Here is a 25,412-nt window from a genome sequence, read left to right on the forward strand (position 1 = left end):
CACGCTAGCCGAGGACGGGCGCCGGCCTCCGCTTGGAACCGCTCCTGTTTCTCGATGGCCACCAGTTGTACTTGCCGACCAGTACGGCCAGCGCCGGCACGGTGACGGTGCGGACGATGAGGGTGTCGATCAGCAGGCCCACGCCGATGATGAAGCCGCCCTGCACCATCGAGCCGATGCTGCTGAACAGCATGGCGAACATGGGTGCGGCGAAGATCATTCCGGCAGAGGTGATCACGCTGCCGGTGCTCCGCACCGTGCGGATGACGCCCGAACGGATGCCGTTCGGCGATTCGTCGCGGATCCGGGAGATCAGCAGCATGTTGTAGTCGGCGCCGACGGCCACCAGCACGATGAAGGCCATGCCCGGAGTACTCGCCGCCATGGGCTGACCGCCGAGAATCTGCAACACGATGACCCCGATGCCGAGCGACGACAGGCACGAGAGGATCACGGTGCCAACGAGATACAGCGGTGCGACGACGGCCCGCAGCAGCAGCACCAGGATCAGGAAAACCACGATGACGGTCATCAGCACGATGTACCGCAGGTCCTTGTTGAAGTAGTCGCGCAGTTCCGCGTAGTACGGCGTCATGCCCGACATCGCGATCTTGGCGTCCGCCAGCGACGTATTGGCCTGTGCGCCTTGCGCGGCGGCGAGAATCGCCTTGACCTGATCCATGGCCTTGGTGTCGTAGGGGTTCAGCTTGGACTCGACCAGGTACCGCGCCGAATGCCCGTCCGGGGACATGAAGACCCGGGCCAGGTCCTTGAATTTGTCATTGCCGAGGATCTCCGGGGAGATGTAGAAGCCCGCGGCTCCCGGCTCCGAGGCGTGCAGTTTCATCGCCAGCAGGAATGCCGACGCGTGCGAGAGGCCTTCGCCGAGCTGCTTGGTCTGGTCGTCGAGGACGCGCAGCCCCTCGGCGATCTTGCGGCTGCCCTCGGCCAGCGCGTTGGCGCCCTCCTGCAGCGACGCCATGTTCTGCTTCATGCTCGCCGGGCTGGCGCCCGCACCACTGCCGCCAAGGGAGCGAAGGGCTTTGGCCGCCGAGTCCAAAGAGGGCTGCATCTTGTGCAGGCCGTCCGAGAGCCGCTGCAGTTGGTCGCGCTGCCCCGCGCAATCGGGATCGGCATCGCAACCCGGGTTGTCCTTGCGCTGCTGCAGCAGCGCGTCGGCCATGGCGACCATGTCCTGGAAGTTCTGGCTGCCCGACCGCGGCGGGATGTTCGGCACGTCACCGGAATTGCGCACGCTGTCCAGTTGCCGCTGCGCGTCCTGGAACTCCTGTGAGCTCTCCAGTTGGTCCTTGATGCTCGCCATGCTCTTGTTCAGGCTGTCGATCACGCCCATGGTCTTGGTCAGCTGGGTGCGCACCGTGGCGAGGCTGTCGGCGAGCTTGCCCGCACCGCCGACGAGAGCCTGCCGTTGGTCGACGCTGCCGTTGATCTTGTTGGTGGCCTCGGCGAGCTTGTCGCCGATCTCGCCGGCCTGGTAACTCAGCGTCGCCTGCTCCAGCGGGGCGCCGGTCGGGCGGGTGACGCCGCGGACGGCGGCGATGTCGGGCAGCTGCGCGACGCGCTGCGCCATCTGTTCGAGGTCGGCGAGGCCCTTGGTCGTCCGCAGGTCGTGCGGCGACTGGACGAAAAGGTATTGCGGCGCCGTCACACTCGCCGGGAAGTGCCGCTCGATGGCGGCCATGCCGATGTTGCTCTCGGCCGTCGCGGGCAGTGCGGTGCGGGCGTCGTAGCTGGTGTGCAGCCAGCCGACGCCGGCCGCCAGCGCGATCAGCACGACGAGACTGCCGACCAGGTGGACCACGGGGCGCCGCACGATGTTGATGCCGGACCGGTGCCAGAAGCGGCTGGTCAGTTCCTTGCGGGGCCGGGCCCAGCCGCGCCGCCCGACGAGCGTGAGGATCGCCGGCAACAACGTGATGGACGACAGGAACGCCACCGCGATCGTGACCGCCAGCGCCGGACCCGTCGTCGAGAAGACCTTGAGGCTGGTGAAACTCATGCCCAGGAACGTCACCGCGACGGTGGCCGCCGACGCCGCGATGACCTTGCCGATGGCGGTCAGCGCCCGCGCCACGGCCTCGTCGGAATCGAGTCCCTGCCTGAGGTATTCGTGGTAGCGGCTGATCAGGAAGACGGCGTAGTCCACGCCGGCGCCGATCATCATGGCGCTCATGAACACGACGGTCTGCTGCGAGATGGGCAGCCCCCATGTCGCCAGCGCCGCCACGCCCTGCGTCGCGGCGGCCTGCGACACCGTGATGGTCGCCAGCGGCACCAGGATCGTGACGATGTTGCGGTACACCACAAAGAGGATCAGCAGCACCATGGCGACGGTGGCGGTCTCGATGACCCGCAGATCACGCAGCCCGAGCTGTTCGCGCTCGGCGACGGTGGCCGTCAGGCCCGTCATGTGGACCGTCAGAGTCGAGCCGGAGACGGTGTGGTCGACGATGCCGACGACGCGTTTGTACGCCTCGCTGGACTCCGGTGAGCCGAGCTCACCCCGGATACCGACGGGGATGAACCACGCCTTGTTGTCCTTGCTGGCCAACACTTCTCGCATGGGTGGTTGCGAGATGAAGTCCTGCACCATCACCACGTCGGCGGTGTCGCGGTGCAGGCTGTCGACCAGGGTGCGGTAGACGTCTTCGTCGGCCTTGGTCAGGCCGTTCTCGTCGGTGAGGACCACCAGCGCGATGTTCTGGATCCCGGGTTCGTGGAACGCGGACGTCATGTCCCGGGTCGCCGCCATGACCGCGGAGTTGCTCGGCAACAGCTCCTGGTTGCGGTCGCTCGCCAGCTTCATCAGCGGCGGCACGGCCGCCGACAGCGCCACGACGAGCAGCAGCCAGGCGCCGATCACGGCCCAGGGCCGGCGTAGCACCAATCGCGCCAGCAGCTCGAAAGCCCCGGCGAACACACCCTTGCCCGACCGAGCTATCACGTTGCCTCACCGCTCAGATACCTGCCGTACTCGGCAAGCGCTTCGCCGGTCAGCATCTCATGGTGTCCGCGCCGCACCTCGTGCACCGTGACGGTGCCGGCCACGTGCGGGCGCCAGCTCTGTGCGAGGAAGGCGCCGCGCTCGGCGTCATCCGCGGCCGCCGCGATCACCACGACATCGCCGTCGAACCGGCCGGCCTCGTGCTCCCGGTACAGCGCGACGTTGGTGTCGAAGTTGCGCACCAACAGGTCCATCAGACCGTCGTCCACGATGCCGGCCAGCTGATCCCGGTCGACCGCCTGGTTCGCGACGCGCAGGCTCGGCTCGGCGTCGAGCAGCACCAGCCGGGCGACAGTGCCGCCGCGCCGCTGCAGCTCGACCGCGACGGCATGCGCGACGACACCGCCGAACGACCAGCCCAGCAGGTGGTACGGGCCGGACGGCTGCTCGGCCTGAATCCGGTCGGCGTAGGTCGCCGCCATGTCGCTCAGCGATCCCGGGGTGTCCGCGGCGGGTTGCTGAATGCCGATGATCGGACCGTCGACGTGGCCGCCGAGCACCTGGTACGGCCAGCTGATGCCGCTGACCGCGTGCAGGCAGAACAGTGGGACGCCCGTACCGGTCTTCAGCACCTGCACCGGGGCGATCTCGGGTGCCGCCGCGCTGTCTTCCGTCAGCCGCTCGGCGAGCTCCTGCACCGTGGGCGCCTCGAACACCGCCGTGACCGACAGCTCGGTGCCGAGGTCGGCGCGGATCGCCGCAACGAAGCGCATCGCCGAGATGCTGTCGCCACCGAGGTCGAAGAACGACTCGTCCACACCGACCCGTTCGACACCGAGGACCCGGCCGTACACGGCGGCCAGCGCCACCTCGGTGGCGGTGCGCGGAGCCAGGTAGGCGCCCGCCCGGTATTCGGGCGCGGGCAGCGCGCGGACGTCGAGCTTGCCGTTGATCGTGACGGGCAGCGCCGGCAGGACGACGACGGCGGCCGGGACCGCGTGGGCCGGCAGCAGGTCGGCGAGCTGAGTGCGCAGTGCCGCGGGATCGGCGGTGCCGGTGATGTAGCCGACGAGGCGCTTGTCGCCGGCGCGGTCCTCGCGGACGATCACCGCCGCCTGCTCCACGCCGTCGAGGCGTGCCAAAACCGTTTGTACTTCGCCGAGTTCGATGCGGAAGCCACGAATCTTGACCTGCTCGTCGGCGCGGCCGACGTAGTGCAGACGACCGTCGTCGTCCCAGCGCACCAGGTCGCCGGTGCGGTACATCCGCTCCCCCACGCCCGGGAACGGGCAGGCCACGAACCGGCCCGCGGTCAGCCCCGGCCGGCCGGCGTAGCCGACACCCACGCCGGCACCCGCGACGTACAGCTCGCCGACGACGCCCGTGGGAACCGGGCGCAACCAGCCGTCCAGCACGAACAGCGCCGTGCCGGGCACCGGCGTGCCGATGGGTACCGAGGCCGTGCCGGCTGTCAGCGGTTCGGTCACCGCCGCGTACACCGTGGTCTCGGTGGGGCCGTAGGCGTTGACGACGGTGTGCCCGCAGGCCGTCCAGCGGTCGACCAATTCGGTCGGGCAGGCCTCACCGCCGAGCAGCAGCGCCAGTGGCGCCAGTGCATCCGGCACCAACGCGCCTGCTGCGGAAGGGGTTTGGGTGAGGACGTTGACGTGCTCGGCCGCGAGCAGGCGCTGGAACTCGTCGGGGCTCGCCGTCACCGACTCGGGCACGATCACCAGCCGGGCACCGTGCAGCAGCGCGGCCCAGATCTCCCACACCGAGAAGTCGAACGCGTACGAATGGCACTGCGTCCACACCGGATCGGCGGGCAGACCCGCAAGCGGTGTCGCGAATTGGCGCGCCACGTTGCGGTGCGCCACCGCCACGCCCTTGGGCAGGCCGGTGGTACCGGAGGTGTAGATCAGGTAGGCGACGCTGTCGGGGTCCGGGTCCGGAAGCCTTGTGGCAGGAGAGTTTTCGGTGGCAGCGTCGACGATGACCGGGCCGTCGAAGTCACCGAGCCGGCCGGCCAGGTCTGCCGTCGTGACCGCGACGCTCGGCGTCGCATCGGACAGCAGGAACGCGAGCCGCTCCGCCGGCAGCGCCGGATCGATCGGCAGGTACGCCGCCCCGGCCTTGAGGACCGCGAGGATCGCCACCACGGCGTCGACCGACCGGGGGAACAGCAGTGCCACGGTCCGCCCCGGACCGGCGCCGGCATCGATCAGGTGGTGTGCCAACCGATTCGCGGCCTCGTCGAGATCGCGGTAGGTCAGCGAGCGGTCCGGTCCGGTGAGCGCGACAGCCTCCGGGGTGCGGTCGACCTGGGCGGCGAAGAGTTCCGGAATCGATGCCTGCGCCTCGGCTGTGGCGGCCCGGTTGCCGATCCGATCCAGTTGCGAGCACTCTTCGGCAGCAAGCAGATTCACCGACGCAAGCCGCCCGGTGGGCGCGGTGGTCATCGCGACCAGCACGCGTTCGAACCGCTCGACGAGCCGGTCGATGTCGGCCGCCTCGAACACCGCGGTGTCGTACTCGAGGCGCAGGCCGAGTTCGTCACCCGGCATGGCCTGCACCGTCAACGGATAGTGGTTCTGCTCATGGCTGCTGAACTCGGTGATGGTCAGGTCCCCGACGCCGCCTGACGCGGCGGCGCCCAGCGGGTAGTTCTCGTACGCGAACAGCGTGTCGAAAAGCCGGTCCTGGCCGGTGATCCGGTGCATCTCGGCGAGTGACAGGTGCTGATGATCGAGCGTCCGGTTGTGCGCGTCCTGCATCTGGTCGAGCAGTTCGGCCACGGTGGTGACCGCGGTCGCGGTGGCCCGCACCGGGACGGTGTTGATCATCAGGCCGACCATCTCGTCCGCGCCGGCCACGTCGGTCGGGCGGCCCGACACCGCGGTTCCGAACACCACGTCGTGCCGGCCCGTCAGCTGCATGAGCAGCTGCGCGTAGGCCGCCTGCAGGACGACGTTCACGGTGGTGTGACGGGCCCGCGCCAGCTCTGCGACGGCACGTGTGGTTTCGGCTGACAGCGCAGCGGATTTCACGCCACGGCCACCCGATGCGGTCCGTGCGGCAACCAGTGTCGGAGTGTCGACACCGGCCAGCACCTCGGCCCAGGCGGTGCGCGCGGCATCGAGATCCCGGTCGGAGAGCCAGGTGACGAAGCGGCGGTACGGCACCGCGGCGGGCAGCCGGTAGCCGTGATAGCCCGCGAAGATCTCGCGCAGCAGGACCGGCAGTGACCAGCCGTCCATCACGACGTGGTGGTTGGTGAGCACCAGCCGGTGCCGCTGTTCGCCGGCGCGGATCAACGCAACCCGGAAGGGCGGCTGGTCGCCGAGGTCGCACACCGCGGCGCGTTCGGCGGCGCAGATGTGCGTGACCTCGTCGTCGGTTGCGTCCAGCACCCGCCACGCTACGTCGGGTGCCGCCGGGATGACCTGCACCTCCAGGCCGGCGTAGAAGTGGGCCGCGATGTTCGGGTGCCGTTGCACCACCGTCTGCACGGCGTCGCGGAGCCGCTGCGCGTCGAGCGGTCCGGCCAGCGTCAGATCCAGTTGCACCGCATACAGATCGGCCTCGGCGCCGGTCTGCGCGGCGTGGAAGAGCAGGCCCTGTTGTAGCGGCGTCACCGGCAGGATGTCGGCGATCGCGTGTTCACGCTCCAGCTCGTCGATCTGCTGCTGGCTCAGTGCGGCCGGTGCGATGTCCGACGGGGTCAGCCCACCACCGCCGGCACGCACGAGGGTGCAGATGCCGGTCAGCGCATCGAACCACAACCGGCTGAGCCGCTCGACCTGCTCGCCGTCGAGCGCCGACGGTGCCCACGTCCAATTGGCGTGCAGCTGCGGGCCGGCGTCGGTGTCGACTGTGCCGGCGTTGAGCTCGAGGGTGTGCATCAACGGCATCGGTACCGCGGTCGCCAGACCGGTGACCTCAGCTGCCGCCGCACCGTCCCGGCCGACCTGCCACAGCTCGTCGGACAGCTCGGACCCACCACCGAGTCGGCCCAGATAGTTGAATCCGATTGCTGGATCGGCGGTTTCGAGATCGATGTCGTCGTTGAGGTAGCGCAGCAGGCCATAGGTCAGGCCGTCCGGCAGTGCGCGCAGCTGCTCCTTGGCGTGCTTGAGCACCGCGCCCAGGGCGGCCTCGCCGGACGTCACCTGGCTCCAGGACAGCTCCCCGACCGTGACGGCCACCGGGTACTTGGTTGTGAACCAGCCGACGGTGCGCGACAGATCGACGTTATCGGTGATCTCGTCGTGCCGGCCATGGCCTTCCACGTCGATACCGATGGTGCGGCCGCTACCGGCGAATTCGGCCATCGCCAGGGCGAACCCGATCAGCAGGACGTCGTTGATGCCGGCATGGAACGCCGCCGGGGCCTCGCGCAAAAGCGTCTGGACGGTGTCGACGTCGTCCAGCGTGACCGACAGCTGCCCGGCCGTGGCGAAGGTGTCCCGCTCCGGCTGCACGGCGGGCAACAGTGCGGGCGTCGCCGCCGCCTCCCGCCACGCCTCGGCCTGCGCAACCACCTCGGGCGCCGCCGCGTGTTCGACGAGGACCTGCGCCCAGCGCTGGAACGACGTGCCACTCGCCGGAAGCTCGACCGGCTGCCCCGCGCGGGACTGCAGCCACGCGACGTTCAAGTCCTCCAGCAGGATTCGCCACGACACGCCGTCCACGGCGAGGTGGTGGATGATCAGCACGAGCTGACGCGCCGGCGCCACCCACAGCGCGCTGAGCATCACACCGGCCGCCGGATTCAGCCGCGACCGTGCCGCGGAGACCGCGTCTTCCGTCAGCTCGTCGACCGTGTGCAGGCACTCCCGAGCATCGACAGTGCCCGCGTCGGGCACGTGCAGCGACCAGTCGGTGCCGGCCCGCAGTCGCAGCATGGCGTGCCGATCCAGCAGGGCCTGCAACAGCATTGCGACGTCGGCCTCGGTGGCGCCTGCCGGAGCCTGCACCACCATGGTCTGGTTGAAGTGGTCCGTCGGACCGTCGACACCTGCCAGCCATCGCATGATCGGTGTCGCGACCACCGGGCCGACACCCGCGTCGGCGACATCGGCGGTGTCGCCGACGGTTTCGACCACGAGGGCCAGGCGCGCCACCGTCTGCTCGACGAAGACGTCGCGCGGCCGGCAGCTCAGACCGGCCGCCCGGGCCCGGGCCACCACCTGCATCGACATGATGCTGTCGCCGCCCAGCTCGAAGAACGAATCGTCCACGCCGACGCGCTCGACGCCGAGGACGTCGGCGTAGACCGCGGCGAGCGTCTCCTCGACCGGCGTTCGCGGCGCCCGGTACTGGTCGGCGTTGCCGTACGTCGGTGCCGGGAGCGCGCGCCGGTCCAGCTTGCCGTTGGGGGTCAGCGGCAGCGTCGCCATCGCGACCACCGCGGCCGGAACCATGTACGCCGGAAGGTGTTTGGCCACCGCGGCCCGCGCCTCGGCCGGGTCGGCGGTGCCGGTGATGTAGCCGACGAGGCGCTTGTCGCCCGGGCGGTCCTCGCGCACGATCACCGCGGCCTGGCGGACGCCGTCGAGACCGGCCAAAGCCGTTTGCACGTCACCCAGTTCGATGCGGTAGCCACGAATCTTGACCTGCTCGTCGGCCCGCCCCAGGTACTGCAGCTGGCCATCGGCGCCCCACCGCACGAGGTCACCGGTGCGGTACATGCGTTGTCCCGGCGCGCCGAACGGGCACGCCACGAAGCGCGACGCGGTCAATCCGCCGCGCTGCACGTATCCGGCCGCGACGCCCGAGCCGGCGACGTACAACTCACCGACCACGCCGACCGGCACGGGGCGCAACCGCTCGTCCAGGACGAAGGCCGCCGCACCCGACACCGGCGTGCCGATCGGTGCGACGGGCGAACCCGCGGTGAGCGGCGCGCTCACCGCGGCGTAGATGGTGGCCTCGGTCGGGCCGTAGGCGTTGAGCATGACGCGGCCCGCTCGGGCACTGTCGGTCGCCCAGCGATCGACGAGCTCGGGCGGGCAGGCTTCGCCCGCGACCACCAGCGACGTCGACTCCAGCCCCGCCGGCGACAACATCATTGCGGCGGAGGGAGTTTGGGTCAGCATCGTGACACCCTCGGCAGCCAGCAGCTCGTGCAGTTCCTCCGGCGAGCGAGCCACCGTCTCGGACACCACGACGAGGCGTCCACCGTGCAGCAGCGCACCGAAGATCTCCCACACCGAGACGTCGAAGGCCAGTGAATGCCACTGGCTCCACACGCGTGCCGTCGGCAGCTGGTCTTTCAGCTCACCGAGCAGACCCACGACGTTGCGGTGCGTGATGGCAACACCTTTGGGCACGCCGGTGGTGCCGGAGGTGTAGATCAGGTACGCGATGTCACCCAGGCTGGGTGCCGGAGGCGTTGTGGCGGGCTGGTTTTCGATATCCGCGTCGGCGACGTCCAGGACGGGCCGGTCGAATCCGGCCAAGCGCTCGACCAGATCGCCGGTGGTGACGGCGGCGACCGGTGCGGCGTCGCCGAGCATGAACTCGATGCGCGCCGACGGCAGGGCGGGATCGATCGGCAGGTACGCCGCCCCCGTCTTGAGCACCGCGAGGATCGAGACGATCGCGTCGGCAGACCGGTGGAACAGCAGTGCCACCGTCTGCCCCGGACCGGCACCGAGACCGATCAGTGCGTGTGCCAACCGATTTGCCGCCGCGTCCAGTTCCGCGTAGGTCAGGGTCCGGCCCTGCCAGGTGAGCGCACCCGCGTCCGGAGTGCGGGCCACCTGCGCGGCGAACAACTCCGGGATGGAGCCGGCTGCCCCGGCCGGCGCGGTGAGCACCGCACGGTGCCCGAGCTCGTCGAGGCGGACCTGTTCGGCGGCGTCGACCAGACTCACCGACGACAGCGCCCGCTGCGGCTCAGCGGTCATCGCCGCCAGCAGCAATTCCATCCGGTTGACCAGCGCGGCAACGGTTTCCGCGTCGAACACGTCGGTGCGGAACTCCACCTCGCCGCCGATGCCGGCGGGTGCACCTGTCGCAGTCCAGCGTTCGGAAAGCGAGAAGGTCAGGTCCATGCGGGCGGACTGGGTGCCCAGCGGGATCGACGTGACGTCCAAGCCCTTCAACCCGGAACCGGCGGCGGGGTCGGTCAGGCCGGTGAAGTTCTGCCACGACAGCATGACCTGCACCAGCGGATGGTGGGTGAGGCTGCGCGCCGGATTCAGCCGCTCCACCAACAGCTCGAACGGCACGTCCTGGTGCTCGAAGGCCTCCAGGCTGCGGCTGCGGACCTGGTTCAGCAGGTCGGCGAATGTCGGGTCGCCGGTCAGGTCGGCGCGTAGCACGAGAGTGTTGACGAAGAAACCGACCAGGTCATCGAGTGCGGGATCGCGTCGTCCGGCGATCGGGAAGCCCACGGCGACATCGGCATTCGCGCTGACCTTGGCGAGCAGCGCCAGCAAGGCGGCCTGCACGACCATGAAGGTCGTGGCATTGTGCTCGCGGGCCAGCCGGGCGACCTGTTCCTGCAACTCGGCGGGCCACTGCACGGCGACCGTCGCGCCGGCCATGTCGGCGACCAACGGGTAAGGCCGGTCAGTCGGCAGCTGTACGCGCTCGGGCAGGCCGGCGAGCGCGTCCTCCCAGTACGCCAGCTGCGCCGCCACCCGGCTGCCACGGTCGTCGAGGCGGCCGAATTGTGCGCGTTGCCAGAGGGTGTAGTCGATGTACTGCACCGGCAGCGGTGCCCAGTCGGGCGCCTGCCCGGCGCACCGGCTGGCGTAGGCCAGTCCCAGATCCGCGACCAGCGGCCGCAGCGACCAACCGTCGGCGGCGATGTGATGCACCACGGCCACCAGCACGTGTTCGTCGTCCGCGACGCGGAAGAGTTTCGCCCGCAACGGGATATCGACGGCCAGGTCGAAGGTGCTCCGCGCGGTGGCCTCGAGAGCGTCGTGCAGCCGGCTCGCCGACCACTGCGTGGCGTCGACGACGTTCCAGCCGAAATCGGCACGCGCCGCGGGAATCACGACCTGCTGGGGCGTGCCGTCGGGTGCGGTGAGCAGCGTGCGCAGGCTCTCGTGCCGGCCGACGACATCGGTCAGCGCCGCGCCGAGGGCCTCGACGTTCAGTGCGCCTTCGATCCGCAGGGCCGTCGCCATGTTGTAGACCGGCGAAGGCCCCTGCACCTGGTCGACGAGCCACAACCGGTTCTGCGCGAACGACAGCGGCACCACGTCGGGCCGCGCCGCCACGGTCAGCGGCTGCAGGCCACGCTCGCCGGCGACGATTCGCGGCGCCAGCTGTGCGACGGTGGGTGCCTCGAAGACCGTGCGGACCGGGAGGTCGACGTCCAGTGCGGAGTTGATGGCCGCGACCAGCCGCATCGTCGACAGCGAATCGCCACCGAGGTCGAAGAACGAATCGTCAACACCCACCCGTTCGATGCCGAGCACCTGCGCGTAGACGCCGGCCAGGATCTCCTCGGTGAGGCTGCCCGGCGCGCGGTACACGCCCGCAACGTATTCCGGTTCCGGCAGCGCGCGGGTGTCGAGCTTGCCGTTGACCGTGACGGGAAGTTCGGCCAGGCCGAGAACGGCCGCCGGCACCATATAGCCGGGCAGACGCTGCGCCAGCGCGGCACGCACCTCGGCCGGATTCACCGACCCGACGACGTAGCCGACCAGACGCTTGCCGCCGGCTTCGTCCTCGCGGGTGACCACCACCGCCTGCTCGACGCCGGCCACCGCCGCCAGAGCAGACCGCACTTCACCCAGTTCGATGCGATGGCCGCGGATCTTGACCTGTTCGTCGGCGCGGCCGAGGTAGCGCAGCTGCCCGTCGGGACCCCAGCTCGCCAGGTCGCCCGTCCGGTACATGCGCGTTCCGGGCGCGCCGAACGGGCACGCCATGAAACGTGTTGCGGTCAAGGCGGATCGGCCCCAGTAGCCGACCCCGACGCCGCGGCCCGCCACGTAGAGTTCGCCGATCGCGCCCGGCCGCACCGGCCGCAGCCACTCGTCGAGCACGAACAGCGCGGCGCCCGGGACCGGCGAACCGATCGGCGGCGCACCGGACCCCGCGGTCAGCCGCGTGCTCTTGGAGACCCACATGGTGGTCTCGGTCGGGCCGTAGACGTTGAGCATCACACGCCCCGGCGCCCACCGGTCCACCAGTTCCGGCGGGCAGGCCTCGGCACCGATCAGCAAGGCCATCGACTCCAGACCCTGCGGCGACAGCAGACTGACCGCCGACGGTGTCTGCGCCAGCACGGTGACGCCCTCGCGAACGAGCAAGGCGTGGAACTCATCCGGCGACCGGACCACCGCGTCGGAGACCACCACGAGGCGCCCGCCGTGCAGCAGGGCCGCCCAGATCTCCCACACCGAGAAGTCGAACGAGTACGAATGGAACTGCGCCCACACCTGTTCCGGACCCAGGTCGAAGCCGAGGTCCAGCCCGGCGAAGAGCTGCGTCACGTTGCGGTGCGTGACGGCGACGCCCTTGGGCTGCCCGGTGGTTCCGGAGGTGTAGATGATGTGCGCGATGTCGTCGGGGCCCGGTCCGGAAACCGCTGTGACGGTGCCGTTGCGCTGTTCCGCGACGGTGTCCACGTCCAGCACGGGGACACCCGGTCCCGACATCTCGGCGACCAGTTCCGGGGTGGTGAACAGCAGCACCGGCGCCGCGTCGGCGACCATGAACTCGACGCGTTCCGTGGGTAGTGCGGGGTCGATCGGCAGGTAGGCCGCGCCGGTCTTGAGCACCGCCAGGACCGCGATGACCGCGTCGGCCGAGCGGGGGAACATCAGTGCCACGGTCTGTCCCGGACCCGCGCCGCGAGCCGCCAACGCGTGAGCCAACCGGTCCGCGGTGTCGTTCAGGTCCCGGTACGTCCAGGCCGAGTCCTGGTAGGTCAGGGCCACCGCATCGGGGGTGCGAGACACCTGCGCGGCGAACAGTTCCGGAACCGTCTGCCCGGCGACGGGTTCGGTCAGGACGGCGCGCCCGCTCCACCGATCGACCGTGGCCCGCTCGTCCGGCTCGAGGGCATCGATCGCCGACAGCGGCCGGTCCGGATCGGCGGCCATGGCCGCCAGCACGGTCTGCAGCCGCTCGACCATCGCCGCGATGTCGGCCGTGCCGAAGACCGTCGTGTCGTACTCGACGCGGATGGTCAGCTCGCGGCCCGGTTGCGCCTGCACGGTCAGCGGGTAGTGCGTGGATTCGTGGGTCGCCACATCGGTGACGGCCAGCTCGGCATCGCTGGACAGGGCCGCGGTGTCGACGGGGTAGTTCTCGAACGCGAACAGCGTGTCGAACAGCTGGTCCTGACCGGTGATGCGGTGAATGTCATTGAGCGCCAGGTACTGATGCTCCAACGTGTCGTTGTACCCACCCTGCAGTTGGTCGAGCAGCGCGGCGGCCGTGGTGGTCGCGGTGAGGTTGGCGCGCACCGGCACGGTGTTGATGAACAGGCCCACCATCGATTCGACGCCGGCGACCTCGGCGGGCCGGCCGGAGACCGTGGTGCCGAACACGACGTCGTGGCTGCCGGTGAGCCAGCACAGGAGCTGGGCGTACGCGGCCTGCAGCACGGTGTTGACGGTGGTGTGCCGGGCGCGTGCCAATTCGGCGGCCGCCGTGGCGATTTCCGCCGGGAGCGTGACGGTCTCGACACCGCGCGGCCCCGATTCCGTGCGACCGGCGGGTCCGACCAAGGTGGGCGTATCGAGGCCGCGGAGCAGTTCGCCCCATGCGGCGGTGGCCGCGTCGTGGTCCCGATCGGTCAGCCAGCTGACGTAGTTGCGGTACGGCGTGGCCGGCGGGAGCCGGTGACCGTGGTAGTTCGCGAAGATCTCCGCCAGCAGGATCGGCATCGACCAGCCGTCGAGCACGATGTGGTGGTTTGTCAGCACGAACCGGTACCGGTCGGGTGCGACCCGGATCAGCGCGGCGCGGAAGACCGGCCCGGCACCGAGGTCGCACACCGCGGCACGCTCGGCTGCGCGGAGCTGTGTCACCTGCGCGTCGCTGTCGAGTTCCAGGTACTGCCAGCCGATTTCGGGCTCGGCCGGGATGACCTGGACCGGCTGGCCGAACCTCGAGTGGAAGCTCGCCACCAGATGCGGATGCCGGGCGACCGCGGCGCGCACGGCGGTGTGCAGCCGGTCGGCGTCGAGCCGGCCGGTGACGCCGATGTCGAGCTGTCCGGCGTAGAGGTCACCGTCGCTCTGGGCGGTGGTGGCGTGGAAGAGCAGGCCCTCCTGCACCGGGGTCAGTGGTAGTACGTCGGCGACTGCGCGCTGCCGTTCCAGCTCATCGAGCTGCTGCTGGCTGAGGCGGGCCGGCGCGATGTCGGACGGTGTCAGGCCGCCACCGCCGTCCGACACGTGGGCGCAGATGCCGGACAGCGCTTCGAACCACAGCCGGCTCAGGCGCGTCACCTGTTCCGCGTCGAGTGCCGATGGCGCCCAGGTCCAATTGGCATGCAGCCGTGGACCGTCGGGAGTCTCGACGGCGCCGGCCCCCAGTTCCAGGGTGTGCATGAGCGGCATGGGGATCGCCAGGGCCGCGGAGGGGGTCCGGTCCCCGATGCGCCAGAGGTCCTCGGACAGTTCGGTGGTACCGCCCTGTCGCCCGAGGTAGTTGAAGCCGACGGTCGGATCGTTGCCGTCCACAACGGGATTCAGGTACCGCAGCAAGCCGTAGCTGAGCGGGTCCGGCAGTGCCCGGAGTTGCTCCTTGGCGTCCTTGACGACGGCGCCCAGCGCCGTGTCACCGGCGATCACCTGTGCCCAGGTGATGTCCCCGAGGGTGATCGACACCGGGGACTTGGTGGTGAACCAGCCGACGGTCCGGGTCAGGTCGATATCGGCGCCGAGGTCTTCATGACGCCCGTGCCCCTCGACATCGATGCCGATCGTCCCGCCGTGCTCACCCGCGAATTCCGCCAGGGCCAAGGCGAATCCGATGACCAGGATGTCGTTGATCCCGGCGTGGAACGCCGACGGCACGGCGCTCAGCAGCGTCGCGGTGGTCTCGGCATCCAGTTCGGCGGCGAGGTGCCCCGCACTGGCGAAGGTGTCGATCGCGGGCTGCACGGCAGGCAATACGGCCGGCGCCTGCGTGACGCGCTGCCAGGCCGCGGCGTGAGCGGCGACGTCGGTCGTCTGGGCATGCTCGGCGAGCACCTGCGCCCACCGCCGGAACGAGGTACCACCCGCCGGCAATGCCACGGGCTGTCCGGCCCGGTGCTGCACCCACGCGATGTTCAGGTCTTCCAACAGGATTCGCCACGACACGGCGTCGACCGCCAAGTGGTGGATGATGATCGCGAGTTGCCGGCTGTCGGCCACCCACAGCGCGCTCAGCATGGCCCCGGCAGCGGGGTTCAGCTGCGCGCGCGCCGCGGCGAGCGCGTCGTCGGTCCAGGTGTCGGCGGTGTGCAGGCAATCGCGGACGTCCACGGCGCCGGGCTCAGCGGTGCTCAACTCACCGTCCTCGACGCGCAGGCGCAGCGTGGCGTGGCGATCGAGCAAGGCCTGCAGCAGGATCGCCGCGTCCGCGTCGGTGGCGTGCGCCGGGGCCTGCAGCACGACGGTCTGGTTGAACTGGTCGGTGGGGCCGTCGACGGTGCGCAGCCATTCGATGATCGGGGTGGCCGGCAGCGGGCCGACACCCGAATCGGCGTCCCCGTCGGGGTTTTCGCTCACCTCGACCACCCGGGCCAGCCGGGCGACGGTCTGCTCGACGAACAGGTCCTTGGTCCGGCAGATCAGGCCTGCCGCCCGCGCGCGGGTCACGACCTGCATCGACGAAATGCTGTCGCCACCGAGGTCGAAGAACGAGTCGTCGACGCCGACGCGCTCGACACCGAGTACCGCGGCGTAGATGCCGGCGAGGACTTCCTCGATGGCGTTGGCGGGCGCTCGGTAATCACCCGCGGCATATTCGGGCGCCGGAAGCGCCCGGACATCGAGTTTGCCGTTGGCGGTCAGCGGCAGTTCCGGCACCACAACCACCGCGGCCGGAATCATGTACGCCGGCAACCGGTCTGCCAGCGCGGCGCGAACCGTCTCCGGGTCGGCCGAGCCGGTGAGATAGCCGACGAGTCGCTTGTCCCCCGGCCGATCTTCGCGGGCGATCACCGCGGCCTGGTCCACACCGTCCAGGTCCGCCAGCGCGGCCTGGATATCGCCCAGTTCGATGCGGTAGCCACGGATCTTGACCTGATCGTCGGCCCGGCCCAGGTAGTCCAATTGGCCGTCGGCCCGCCACCGCACCAGGTCACCGGTGCGGTACATGCGGGCGCCGGGCGCGCCGAACGGACACGCCACGAAGCGTGCGGCGGTCAGTCCGCCGCGGCGCAGATACCCTGCCGCCACTCCCCCGCCGGCGAGGTACAGCTCACCGACGACACCGACCGGAACCGGCCGTAAGTGACTGTCCAGCACGAACGTTGCGCCGTTCGGCACCGGCGAGCCGATCGGCACCGTCGGCTCACCGGCTGTGAGCGGTGCGCTGATCGCGGCATAGATGGTCGCCTCGGTGGGTCCGTAGGCGTTGATCATGACGCGGCCGGCCCAGCGGTCGACCAGATCGGTGGGGCACGCCTCGCCCGCGACCACCAGGGTGACGCCGTCCAGGCCGTCGGTCGAAAGTGCGCCTGCCGCAGAGGGAGTCAGGCTCAGTACGGTGACCCGCTCGGCCACCACGAGCGCGTGGAGGTCCTCCGGTGCCCGCGCCACCGACTCGGGCACGACGACCAGGCGGCCGCCGTTCAGCAGCGCACCGAAGATTTCCCACACCGAGACGTCGAACGCCAGCGAGTGCCACTGGCTCCACACACCGGCGGTCGGCAGCCCGGAGTCCGGGGCGCCGATCAGCTGGGTCACGTTACGGTGCGCGACGGCAACGCCTTTCGGGACACCGGTGGTGCCGGAGGTGTAGATCAGGTAGGCGATGTCGTCTGCTGCGGGTCCGGCCAGGGCGGTGTCGGGCCGGCCGGCCACGGACGGCTCGTCCACATCGAGCACCGCGATGTCGATGCCGGAGACGCGGTCTGCCAGGTCGCCGGTGGTGATCACCGCGACCGGCGCCGCGTCCGCGAGCACGAATTCGACGCGGGACGCCGGCAGCGCCGGATCCAATGGCAGGTAGGCCGCCCCGGTCTTGAGTACCGCCAGGATCGCCACGATGGCTTCCGCGGACCGGGGCAGCAGCAGCGCCACAGTCTGTCCCGGACCGGCGCCGTGCGTCGCGAGCAGGTGCGCGAACTGGTTGGCCCGCCGATCGAGTTCGCGGTAGGTCAGGGTGTCGCCCGCGCAACTGACTGCGTGCGCGTCCGGCGTGCGCGCGGCGACGCCGGCGAACAGTTCCGGGATCGATACGTCAGGGGCGGGCCGCTGGAGCGCCGCACGGTTGGCGAGCTCGTCGAGGCGCGTGTGCTCGGCGTCGTCGAGCAACGTGACCTTGGACACCGGCGCCGTGGGATCGGCACTGACGGAGGCCAATACGCGCTGCAGCCGCTCGATCAGTGTCTCGATGCTCGGCGCGTCGAACACGTCGGTGCGATATTCGACGGTTCCCGCGATGCCGGCGGGAGCGCCGTCGTCGGCCCAGCGCTCGCCGAGCGAGAACGTCAGGTCCATGCGCGCGGTCTGGGTGTCGACCGGGACCGGCGTCACCTCGAGGTCACCGAGCGTCAACCCGGCGCCGTGCGCCTGCTGGCCTGGGAGGTTCTGCCACGCCAGGAGCACCTGCACCAGCGGATGATGCGTCAGGTTCCGCGTCGGGTTCAGCCGCTCGACGAGTACCTCGAACGGCACGTCCTGGTTCTCGTAGGCCGCGAGGCTGCGCTGCTGCACCTGCGCCAGCAGGTCGGCGAACGTCGGGTCGCCGGACAGGTCGACACGCAGCACCAGGGTGTTGACGAAGAAGCCGACGAGGTCGTCGAGCGCCGGGTCGGTGCGGCCGGCGATCGGGAAACCCACGGCGACATCGGGACTCGCGCTGACGGCCGACAGCAGCAGGGCCAGAGCCGCCTGCACCACCATGAATCCGGTGGCGTTGTGGTCACGCGCCACCTGCGCGATCTGCTGCTGCAGCGCGGCCGGCCAGTCGATGGCGACGGTCGCGCCGTGCTGATCCGCCACGAGCGGGTACGGCCGGTCGGTCGGCAGTTGCAGGCGCTCGGGCAGCCCCGCCAACGCGTCCTGCCAGTAGTCGAGCTGCGCCGCGATCGGGCTGTCACTGTCGTGCAGATCCCCGAATTGCGCACGCTGCCACAGCGTGTAGTCGACGTACTGCACCGGCAGCTCGGACCACTGCGGTGTCAGTCCGGCGCACCGACTCGCGTAGGCGACGCCCAGATCGCGCGCCAGCGGCGTGATCGACCAGCCGTCGGCCGCGATGTGATGCACGGCGGCGACCAGGATGTGGTCGTCGTCGGCAACCCGGAACAGGCTGGCCCGCAACGGAATCTCGGTGGCGATGTCGAAGGCGTACCGGGCCGCGTCGGCTACGGCAGCGTCCAGCCGGTCCCTGGACCAGCCGGTCGCATCGGTGCTCTCCCAACCGATGTCGGCCCGGGAGGCGGGCAGCACCACCTGCTGCGGCACGCCGTCCGGGGCGACGAACACGGTCCGCAGCGCCTCGTGCCGGGCCACGACATCGACGAGCGCGGCGTGCAGCGCGCCGGCGTCGAGCTCTCCGGTGAGACGCAGCACCGTGGCGAGGTTGTAGGTCGCGGACGGGCCCTGCAGTTGTTCCAGGAACCACAGGCGATTCTGGGCAAAGGACAGCGGGATGACGTCCGGCCGTTCCCCGGGTACCAGCGGCTCGCGCCGCGGCGCGGCCGTCCCGATCCGCGGCGCCAACTCGGCGATCGTCGGCGCCTCGAACACGGTGCGCACCGCCAGGTCCGTGTCCAGTGCGGCGTTGATCGCGGCGGTCAGGCGCATGGCGGCGATGCTGTCGCCACCGAGATCGAAGAACGAATCGTCCACACCGACACGGCTGTGTCCCAACAGATTCGCGAAGATGCCGGCCAGGATTTCCTCGACCGCGGTGGCCGGTGCCCGGTAGTCGCCTGCCACGTAGTCGGGCGCGGGCAGGGCCCGGGTATCCAGCTTGCCGTTGGCGGTCAGCGGCAAGCGGTCCAGCGTCATGATCGCGGCCGGCACCATGTAGCCCGGAAGCCGGTGCGCCAGTTCGGCCCGCGCCGCGGCCGGGTCGACCGCGCCGGTCACGTAGCCGACCAGGCGCCTGTCACCCGGCCGGTCCTCACGGGCGATCACGACGGCCTGCTGCACTCCGTCGACGGCGGCCAAAGCGCTTTGCACGTCACCGAGTTCGATGCGGTAGCCGCGAATCTTGACCTGCTCGTCGGCACGGCCCAGGTACGTCAACTGTCCGTCGGCACCCCAGCGCACCAGGTCGCCGGTGCGGTACATCCGCTCTCCGGGCGCCCCGAACGGGCATGCCACGAAACGCGATGCGCTCAGCCCGGCGCGTCCCAGATAGCCGACACCCACACCGGCACCGGCGACATACAGCTCGCCGACGACCCCGGGCGGCACCGGCTGCAACGAGTCGTCGAGTACGAACAGCGCCGCGCCGCCCACCGGTGAACCGATGGGCACCACAGCGGATTCCGATACCGATTCAGCCGTCAGCGGCGCGCTGATCGCGACGCACATCGTGGTCTCGGTCGGCCCGTAGGCGTTGACCATCAGGCGACCGCCGGTCGCCCAGCGCTGCACCACCTCGGGCGGGCAGGCCTCACCCACCGCGACAAGGGCCGCATCTTCCAGTCCGGCCGGCGACAACACCGCTGCCGCCGTCGGGGTCTGGGTCAAGACCGTGACGCTTTCGCGCACCAGAGTCTGATGCAACTCCGCCGAAGACCGGGCCACGTCGTCACCGATCACCACGACGCGGCCGCCACGGAGCAGCGGCCCGAAGATCTCCCACACCGAGACGTCGAACGCCAGCGAATGCGCGTGGCTCCAGACCCCGGCAGCCGGGAGGCCCGCGTCGACCGGCCCGAGCAGCTGCGTCACATTGGCGTGCGTGAGCCCGACACCCTTGGGTACTCCGGTGGTACCGGAGGTGTAGATCAGGTAGGCCGGCGCATCGGCATTCGGCACCGGCAGCGCTGAATCAGCTTGTCCGGCAGCGTCGGCGACCGAGACCACCGCTCCACTGAAGCCCGACAACAGGTCCGGCTCGGTACTGATCGCCGCCACCGGTGCCGCGTCATCGAGGACGAACGCGATGCGCGCCGACGGCCACGTGACATCGATCGGCAGATAGGCCGCGCCGGCCTTGAGCACACCGAGCATCGCGACAATGGCGTCGGCCGAGCGGGAAAGCAGCAGCGCGACAACCGAACCCGGACCGACGCCGCGGTCGGCCAACAGGTGGGCAACGCGGTTCGACGCCGCATCGAGCTCCGCGTAGGTCAGCTCGGCACCCGCGTCGGTGATCGCGACCGCATCGGGCACGGCACGGACGTGGGTGGCGAACAGCTCGGGGATCGACGGCGGACTCGATGGCCGCGTCAACACGTCCCGGTGGCCGATGGCCGCGATCCGGTCGCGCTCCTGGGGCGTCAGCAGATCCACCGTGGACAGCGTTCGGGCGGGATCGGCTGTCATGGCCGCCAACACACCCTGCATCCGATGCACCAGCGCTTCGACGCTCGCCGCGTCGAAAACGTCGGTGCGGAACTCGACGATGCCGCCGATGCCCGCGGGTTCTCCTGTGGCAGTCCAGCGTTCGGACAACGAGAACGCCAGGTCCATGCGCGCGGCCTGGGTTTCCACCGGCAGCGGCGTGACCGTGAGGTCACCCAGCGCCAGGCCACCCGCGGTATCGATGTGCTGCCAGGGCAGGTTCTGCCAGCCGAGCAGCACCTGCACCAGCGGGTGGTGCGACAGGGAACGTGCCGGGTTCAGGCGCTCGACCAGTACCTCGAAGGGCACGTCCTGATGTTCGTAGGCCGCGAGGCTGCGTGCGCGCACCTGCGCCAAGAGCTCTTCGACGGTCGGGTTTCCGGTGAGGTCGACGCGCAGCACCAGGGTGTTGACGAAGAAGCCCACGAGGTCGTCGAGGGCGGGATCGCGCCGCCCCGCGATCGGAAAGCCGATGGCGACATCGGAACTCGCGCTGAGCTTGGCCAGCATGACGGCGAGCGCTGCTTGCACCACCATGAAGCTGGTCGCGTTGTGCTCACGTGCCACGCGCGCGATCTGCTGCTGCAACTCGGCGGGCCAGTCCACGTCGATGGTCGCGCCCTGGAGATCGGCGACCGCGGGGTACGGCCGGTCGGTCGGCAGGTTGATCCGGTCGGGGATGCCGGCCAAGGCCTCGGTCCAGTAGGTCAGCTGGGCCGCGACCTCGCTGTCGGGTGCGTCGAGTTCGCCGAGTTGCGCACGCTGCCACAAGGTGTAGTCGACGTACTGCACGGCCAACGGCGCCCAGCCCGGCGCTTGCCCGGCACAGCGGCTGACGTACGCCGTGCCGAGATCGGTGACGAGCGGCTGCAGCGACCAGCCGTCCGCGGCGATGTGATGCACGACTGCCACCAGCAGGTGCTCATCGTCGGCGAGGCGGAACAGGCTGGCGCGCACCGGGATTTCGGTGGACAGGTCGAACACGTACTGTGCGGCCGCACGCACCGCATCTGTGCGCTGCTCATCGGTCCAGGCGCCGGCATCGACGACGTCCCAGCCGAGTTCCATCTGGTCGGCGGGCACGACCACCTGCCGGGGCGTGCCACCGGTCGCCGTGAACACCGTGCGCAGGCTCTCGTGCCGGCCGACCACGTCGGCCAGCGCTGCCCGCAACGCGTCGGCATCGAGCCGGCCCTGCAACCGCAGCATCACCGGCATGTTGTAAAGCGCTGACGCACCCTGCAATTGGTCGACGAACCACAACCGGTTCTGGGCGAAGGACAGCGGGATGGTGTCGGGTCGCTCGACAGCCACCAGCGGCGCGCGCCGCGTCGCCCCGTCGCCGATCCGCGCGGCGAGCTGAGCCACGGTGGGTGCCTCGAAGACCGTGCGCACCGGCAGCTCGACATCGAGCGCCGCGTTGATGCCGGCGATCAATCGCATGGTGGACAACGAATCTCCGCCGAGGTCGAAGAACGAATCGTCGACGCCGACCCGCTCGACACCGAGAAGTTCGGCGTAGATGGCTGTCAGGGTTTCCTCGACCGGCCCCGAGGGCGCCCGGTACCGCGCGGCGTCCTGGTAGTCCGGCGCCGGCAGTGCCCGCGTGTCCAGCTTGCCGTTGACGGTGACCGGAAGTGCCGGCACCGCGATGACGGCGGCCGGGACCATGTAGCCCGGCAACCGGTGCGCCAGTGCGGTGCGCGCCTCGGCCGGGTCCGCCGGGCCGACGATGTAGCCGACCAGGCGCTTGTCGCCGGGACGGTCCTCGCGCGCGATCACGGCCGCGTGTTCGACACCCGGCAGCTCGGCCAACGCCGAACGGACATCACCCAATTCGATGCGGTAGCCGCGCACCTTGACCTGCTCGTCGGCGCGCCCGAAGTAGTCGAGCTGCCCGTCGGGGCGCCACGACACCAGGTCGCCGGTGCGGTACATGCGCGTGCCCGGTTCGCCGAACGGGCAGGCCATGAAACGCGTTGCCGTCAGGCCGGACCGGCGCCAGTAGCCGATGCCGACGCCGCGGCCCGCGAGGTACAGCTCACCGACGACGCCCGGCGGCACGGGGCGCAACGACTCGTCGAGGACGAAGAATGCCGCGCCCGCCGTGGGCGAGCCGATCGGCGGCGCCCCGGAGCCCGCGGTCAGCGGCAGGCTCTTGCACAGCCACATGGTCGTCTCGGTCGGACCGTAGACGTTGACCATGGTCCGGCCGGGTGCCCAGCGGTCGACCATCTCGGGCGGGCAGGCCTCGGCGCCGATGACCAGGTCGGCCGCGTCCAGCCCATCGGTGGACAACACCGCTGCCGCGGAAGGGGTTTGGGTGAGGACGGTGACGCGCTCGCGCACCAGCAGGTCGTGGAAGTCATCGGCGGAGCGGGCCACCGCGTCGGGGACCACCACGAGCCGCCCGCCGTGCAGCAGCGCGCCCCAGATCTCCCACACCGAGAAGTCGAACGCGTAGGAGTGGAACTGCGTCCACACCTGTGCATTTCCCGTCGCTTCGCTCGCCCCGGCTGCCGGCGACAACTCGATGCCGATCTCCAGGCCCTGGAACAACTGGACGACGTTGTATTGCGTGACCGCAACGCCTTTGGGCGTCCCGGTGGTGCCCGAGGTGTAGATCAGGTGAGCCACGTCGTCGGGCGCGGGGCCCTGCGGCGGGGTGCTGCGCTGCGTCGCCACCCGCGGATCGGCCACGTCGATCACCGTGACGCCGAATCCGTCGAATCGGTCGGCGAGCTCGGCGGTGGTGACAACCGCGATCGGTGCGGCATCACCGAGCATGAACTCGATGCGCGATGCCGGCAGCGCCGGGTCGAACGGCAGGTATGCCGCGCCGGACTTCTGCACCGCGAGGATCGCCACGATCGCTTCGGCCGAGCGCGGGAACAGCAGGGCGACAATCTGTCCCGGCCCGGCGCCCTGCGCGGTCAGCAGGTTCGCCAGCCGGTTCGACGCCGCGTCGAGTTCCCGGTAGGTCAGGGACCGGTCGCCACACACCACCGCGACCGCATCGGGGGTGCGGGCGGCCTGGGCGGCGAACACCTCGGGCACCGTCGTCACCACTGCCGGCTGACCCAGCACGGCGCGGTTGCCCCAGCGGTCCAGCCGGGCCTGCTCGACGTCGTCGAGGAGGTTCACCGACGACAGCCGCTGCTCCGGATCGGCGCTGAACGCCGACACCATTCGCTCGAATCGGCCGACCAGCGCCTGGATGCTCTCCGCGTCGAAGATGTCCGTGCGGAACTCCACCATCACGTCGAGCCCGTCGGGTTCGCCGTCACCGTCCCAGCGCTCGCCCAGGGAGAACGCCAGATCCATCCGGGCGGTCTGGGTATCGACCGTCAGCGGCGTCACCTGCAGGTCGCCGAGGGCCAGCCCGGCCGCATCGCCGGCCTGCCAGGAGAAGTTCTGCCAGCCCAGCAGCACCTGGACCACCGGGTGATGGGTGAGGCTGCGGGTGGGATTCAGCCGCTCGACGAGCATCTCGAACGGCACGTCCTGGTGCTCGTACGCCGCCAGGCTCCGTCGGCGGACCTGCGCGAGGAGGTCGACGAACGTGGGGTCGCCGCCCGGGAACTCGCCCAGGTCGACGCGCAGCACCAGGGTGTTGACGAAGAAGCCGACCAGATCATCGAGTGCGGCGTCACGCCGGCCCGCGATCGGAAAGCCCACCGCCACATCGGAAGTCGAGCTGATGCGTGCCAGCAGTGCCGCGAAGGCCGCCTGGATCACCATGAAGCTGGTCGCGTTGTGCTCCCGGGCGACGCGGCGGATCTGCTGCTGCAGCGCTACCGGCCACTGCACGGTGACCCGGGCGCCGTGGTGGTCGGCCGTCGGCGGATAGGGGCGGTCGGTGGGCAGGTCGAGACGCTCCGGCAGGCCGGCCAGGGTGTCCTGCCAGAAGTCGAGCTGGGCGGCGATGGGACCGTCGGCATCGTCGAGTTCGCCGAATTGTGCACGCTGCCACAGCGTGTAGTCGACGTACTGCACCGGCAGCGGCGACCAGTCGGGAGACCGTCCCGCGCACCGGCTGGCATAGGCCAGTCCGAGATCGCGCACCAGCGGCGTGACCGACGAGCCGTCGGCCGCGATGTGGTGCACCACGACGACCAGGATGTGATTGTCGTCGGTGATGCGGAAGAGCTTGGCGTGGAACGGGATCTGCGCCGACAGGTCGAAGGTGTGCCGGGCTGCCGCGCCCACCGCGTCGTCGACCCGATGTGCCGGCCAGCCGCCGGCGTCGATGGTCTCCCACCCGATGTCGGCCTGGTCCGCGGGGATGATCACCTGCTGGGGTGCGCCCTCCGGCGCCACGAACAACGTCCGCAGGCTTTCATGGCGGGCCACCACGTCGGCCAACGCGCGGCCGAGTGCGTCGGTGTCGAGGCGGCCGCGCAGCCGCAGCGCCACGGCCAGGTTGTAGATGGCCGACGGTCCCTGCAACTGGTCGAAGAACCACAAGCGGTTCTGCGCGAACGACAGCGGAAGTACCTCGGGCCGGTCGCCGGCTTCCAGCGGAGCCAGGCGCGTGGCGTCGCCACCGATGCGCGGGGCCAGCTGCGCCACGGTGGGTGCCTCGAACAGGGCGCGCACCGAAAGGTCCACGGCCAGGCTCGAATTGACCGCGCCGATCAGCCGCATCGCGGACAGCGAGTCGCCGCCCAGGTCGAAGAACGAATCGTCCACCCCGACGCGCTGCACACCCAGCACCTGGGCGTAGATGTCCGCGAGGATCTCTTCCACCACACCGGCCGGGGCCCGGTAGCCGTCGGTGTCGG

The 25,412-nt window shown here is 70.2% G+C and carries 2 protein-coding genes (1 of these 2 only partly in view); both read right to left on the reverse strand.

Features of this window, described 5'->3' with window-relative positions:
- Positions 1-4: 4 nt before the first annotated feature.
- Positions 5-2,965, reverse strand: a complete 2,961-nt coding sequence (locus VXD91_RS15770) for an RND family transporter (protein ID WP_244872742.1) — start codon at positions 2,963-2,965, stop codon at positions 5-7.
- A protein-coding gene (locus VXD91_RS15775) for a non-ribosomal peptide synthase/polyketide synthase (RefSeq protein WP_346415851.1) crosses the window boundary here: on the reverse strand, positions 2,962-25,412 show its 3' portion. Its footprint extends 8,485 nt past the window's final position; 22,451 of the gene's 30,936 nt are visible here — the last part of the coding sequence; its start codon lies beyond the right edge, outside the window; its stop codon occupies positions 2,962-2,964. The genes VXD91_RS15770 and VXD91_RS15775 overlap by 4 nt, the downstream gene beginning before the upstream one ends.

The organism is Mycobacterium sp. SM3041 (assembly GCF_039668335.1).
Lineage (GTDB): Bacteria > Actinomycetota > Actinomycetes > Mycobacteriales > Mycobacteriaceae > Mycobacterium.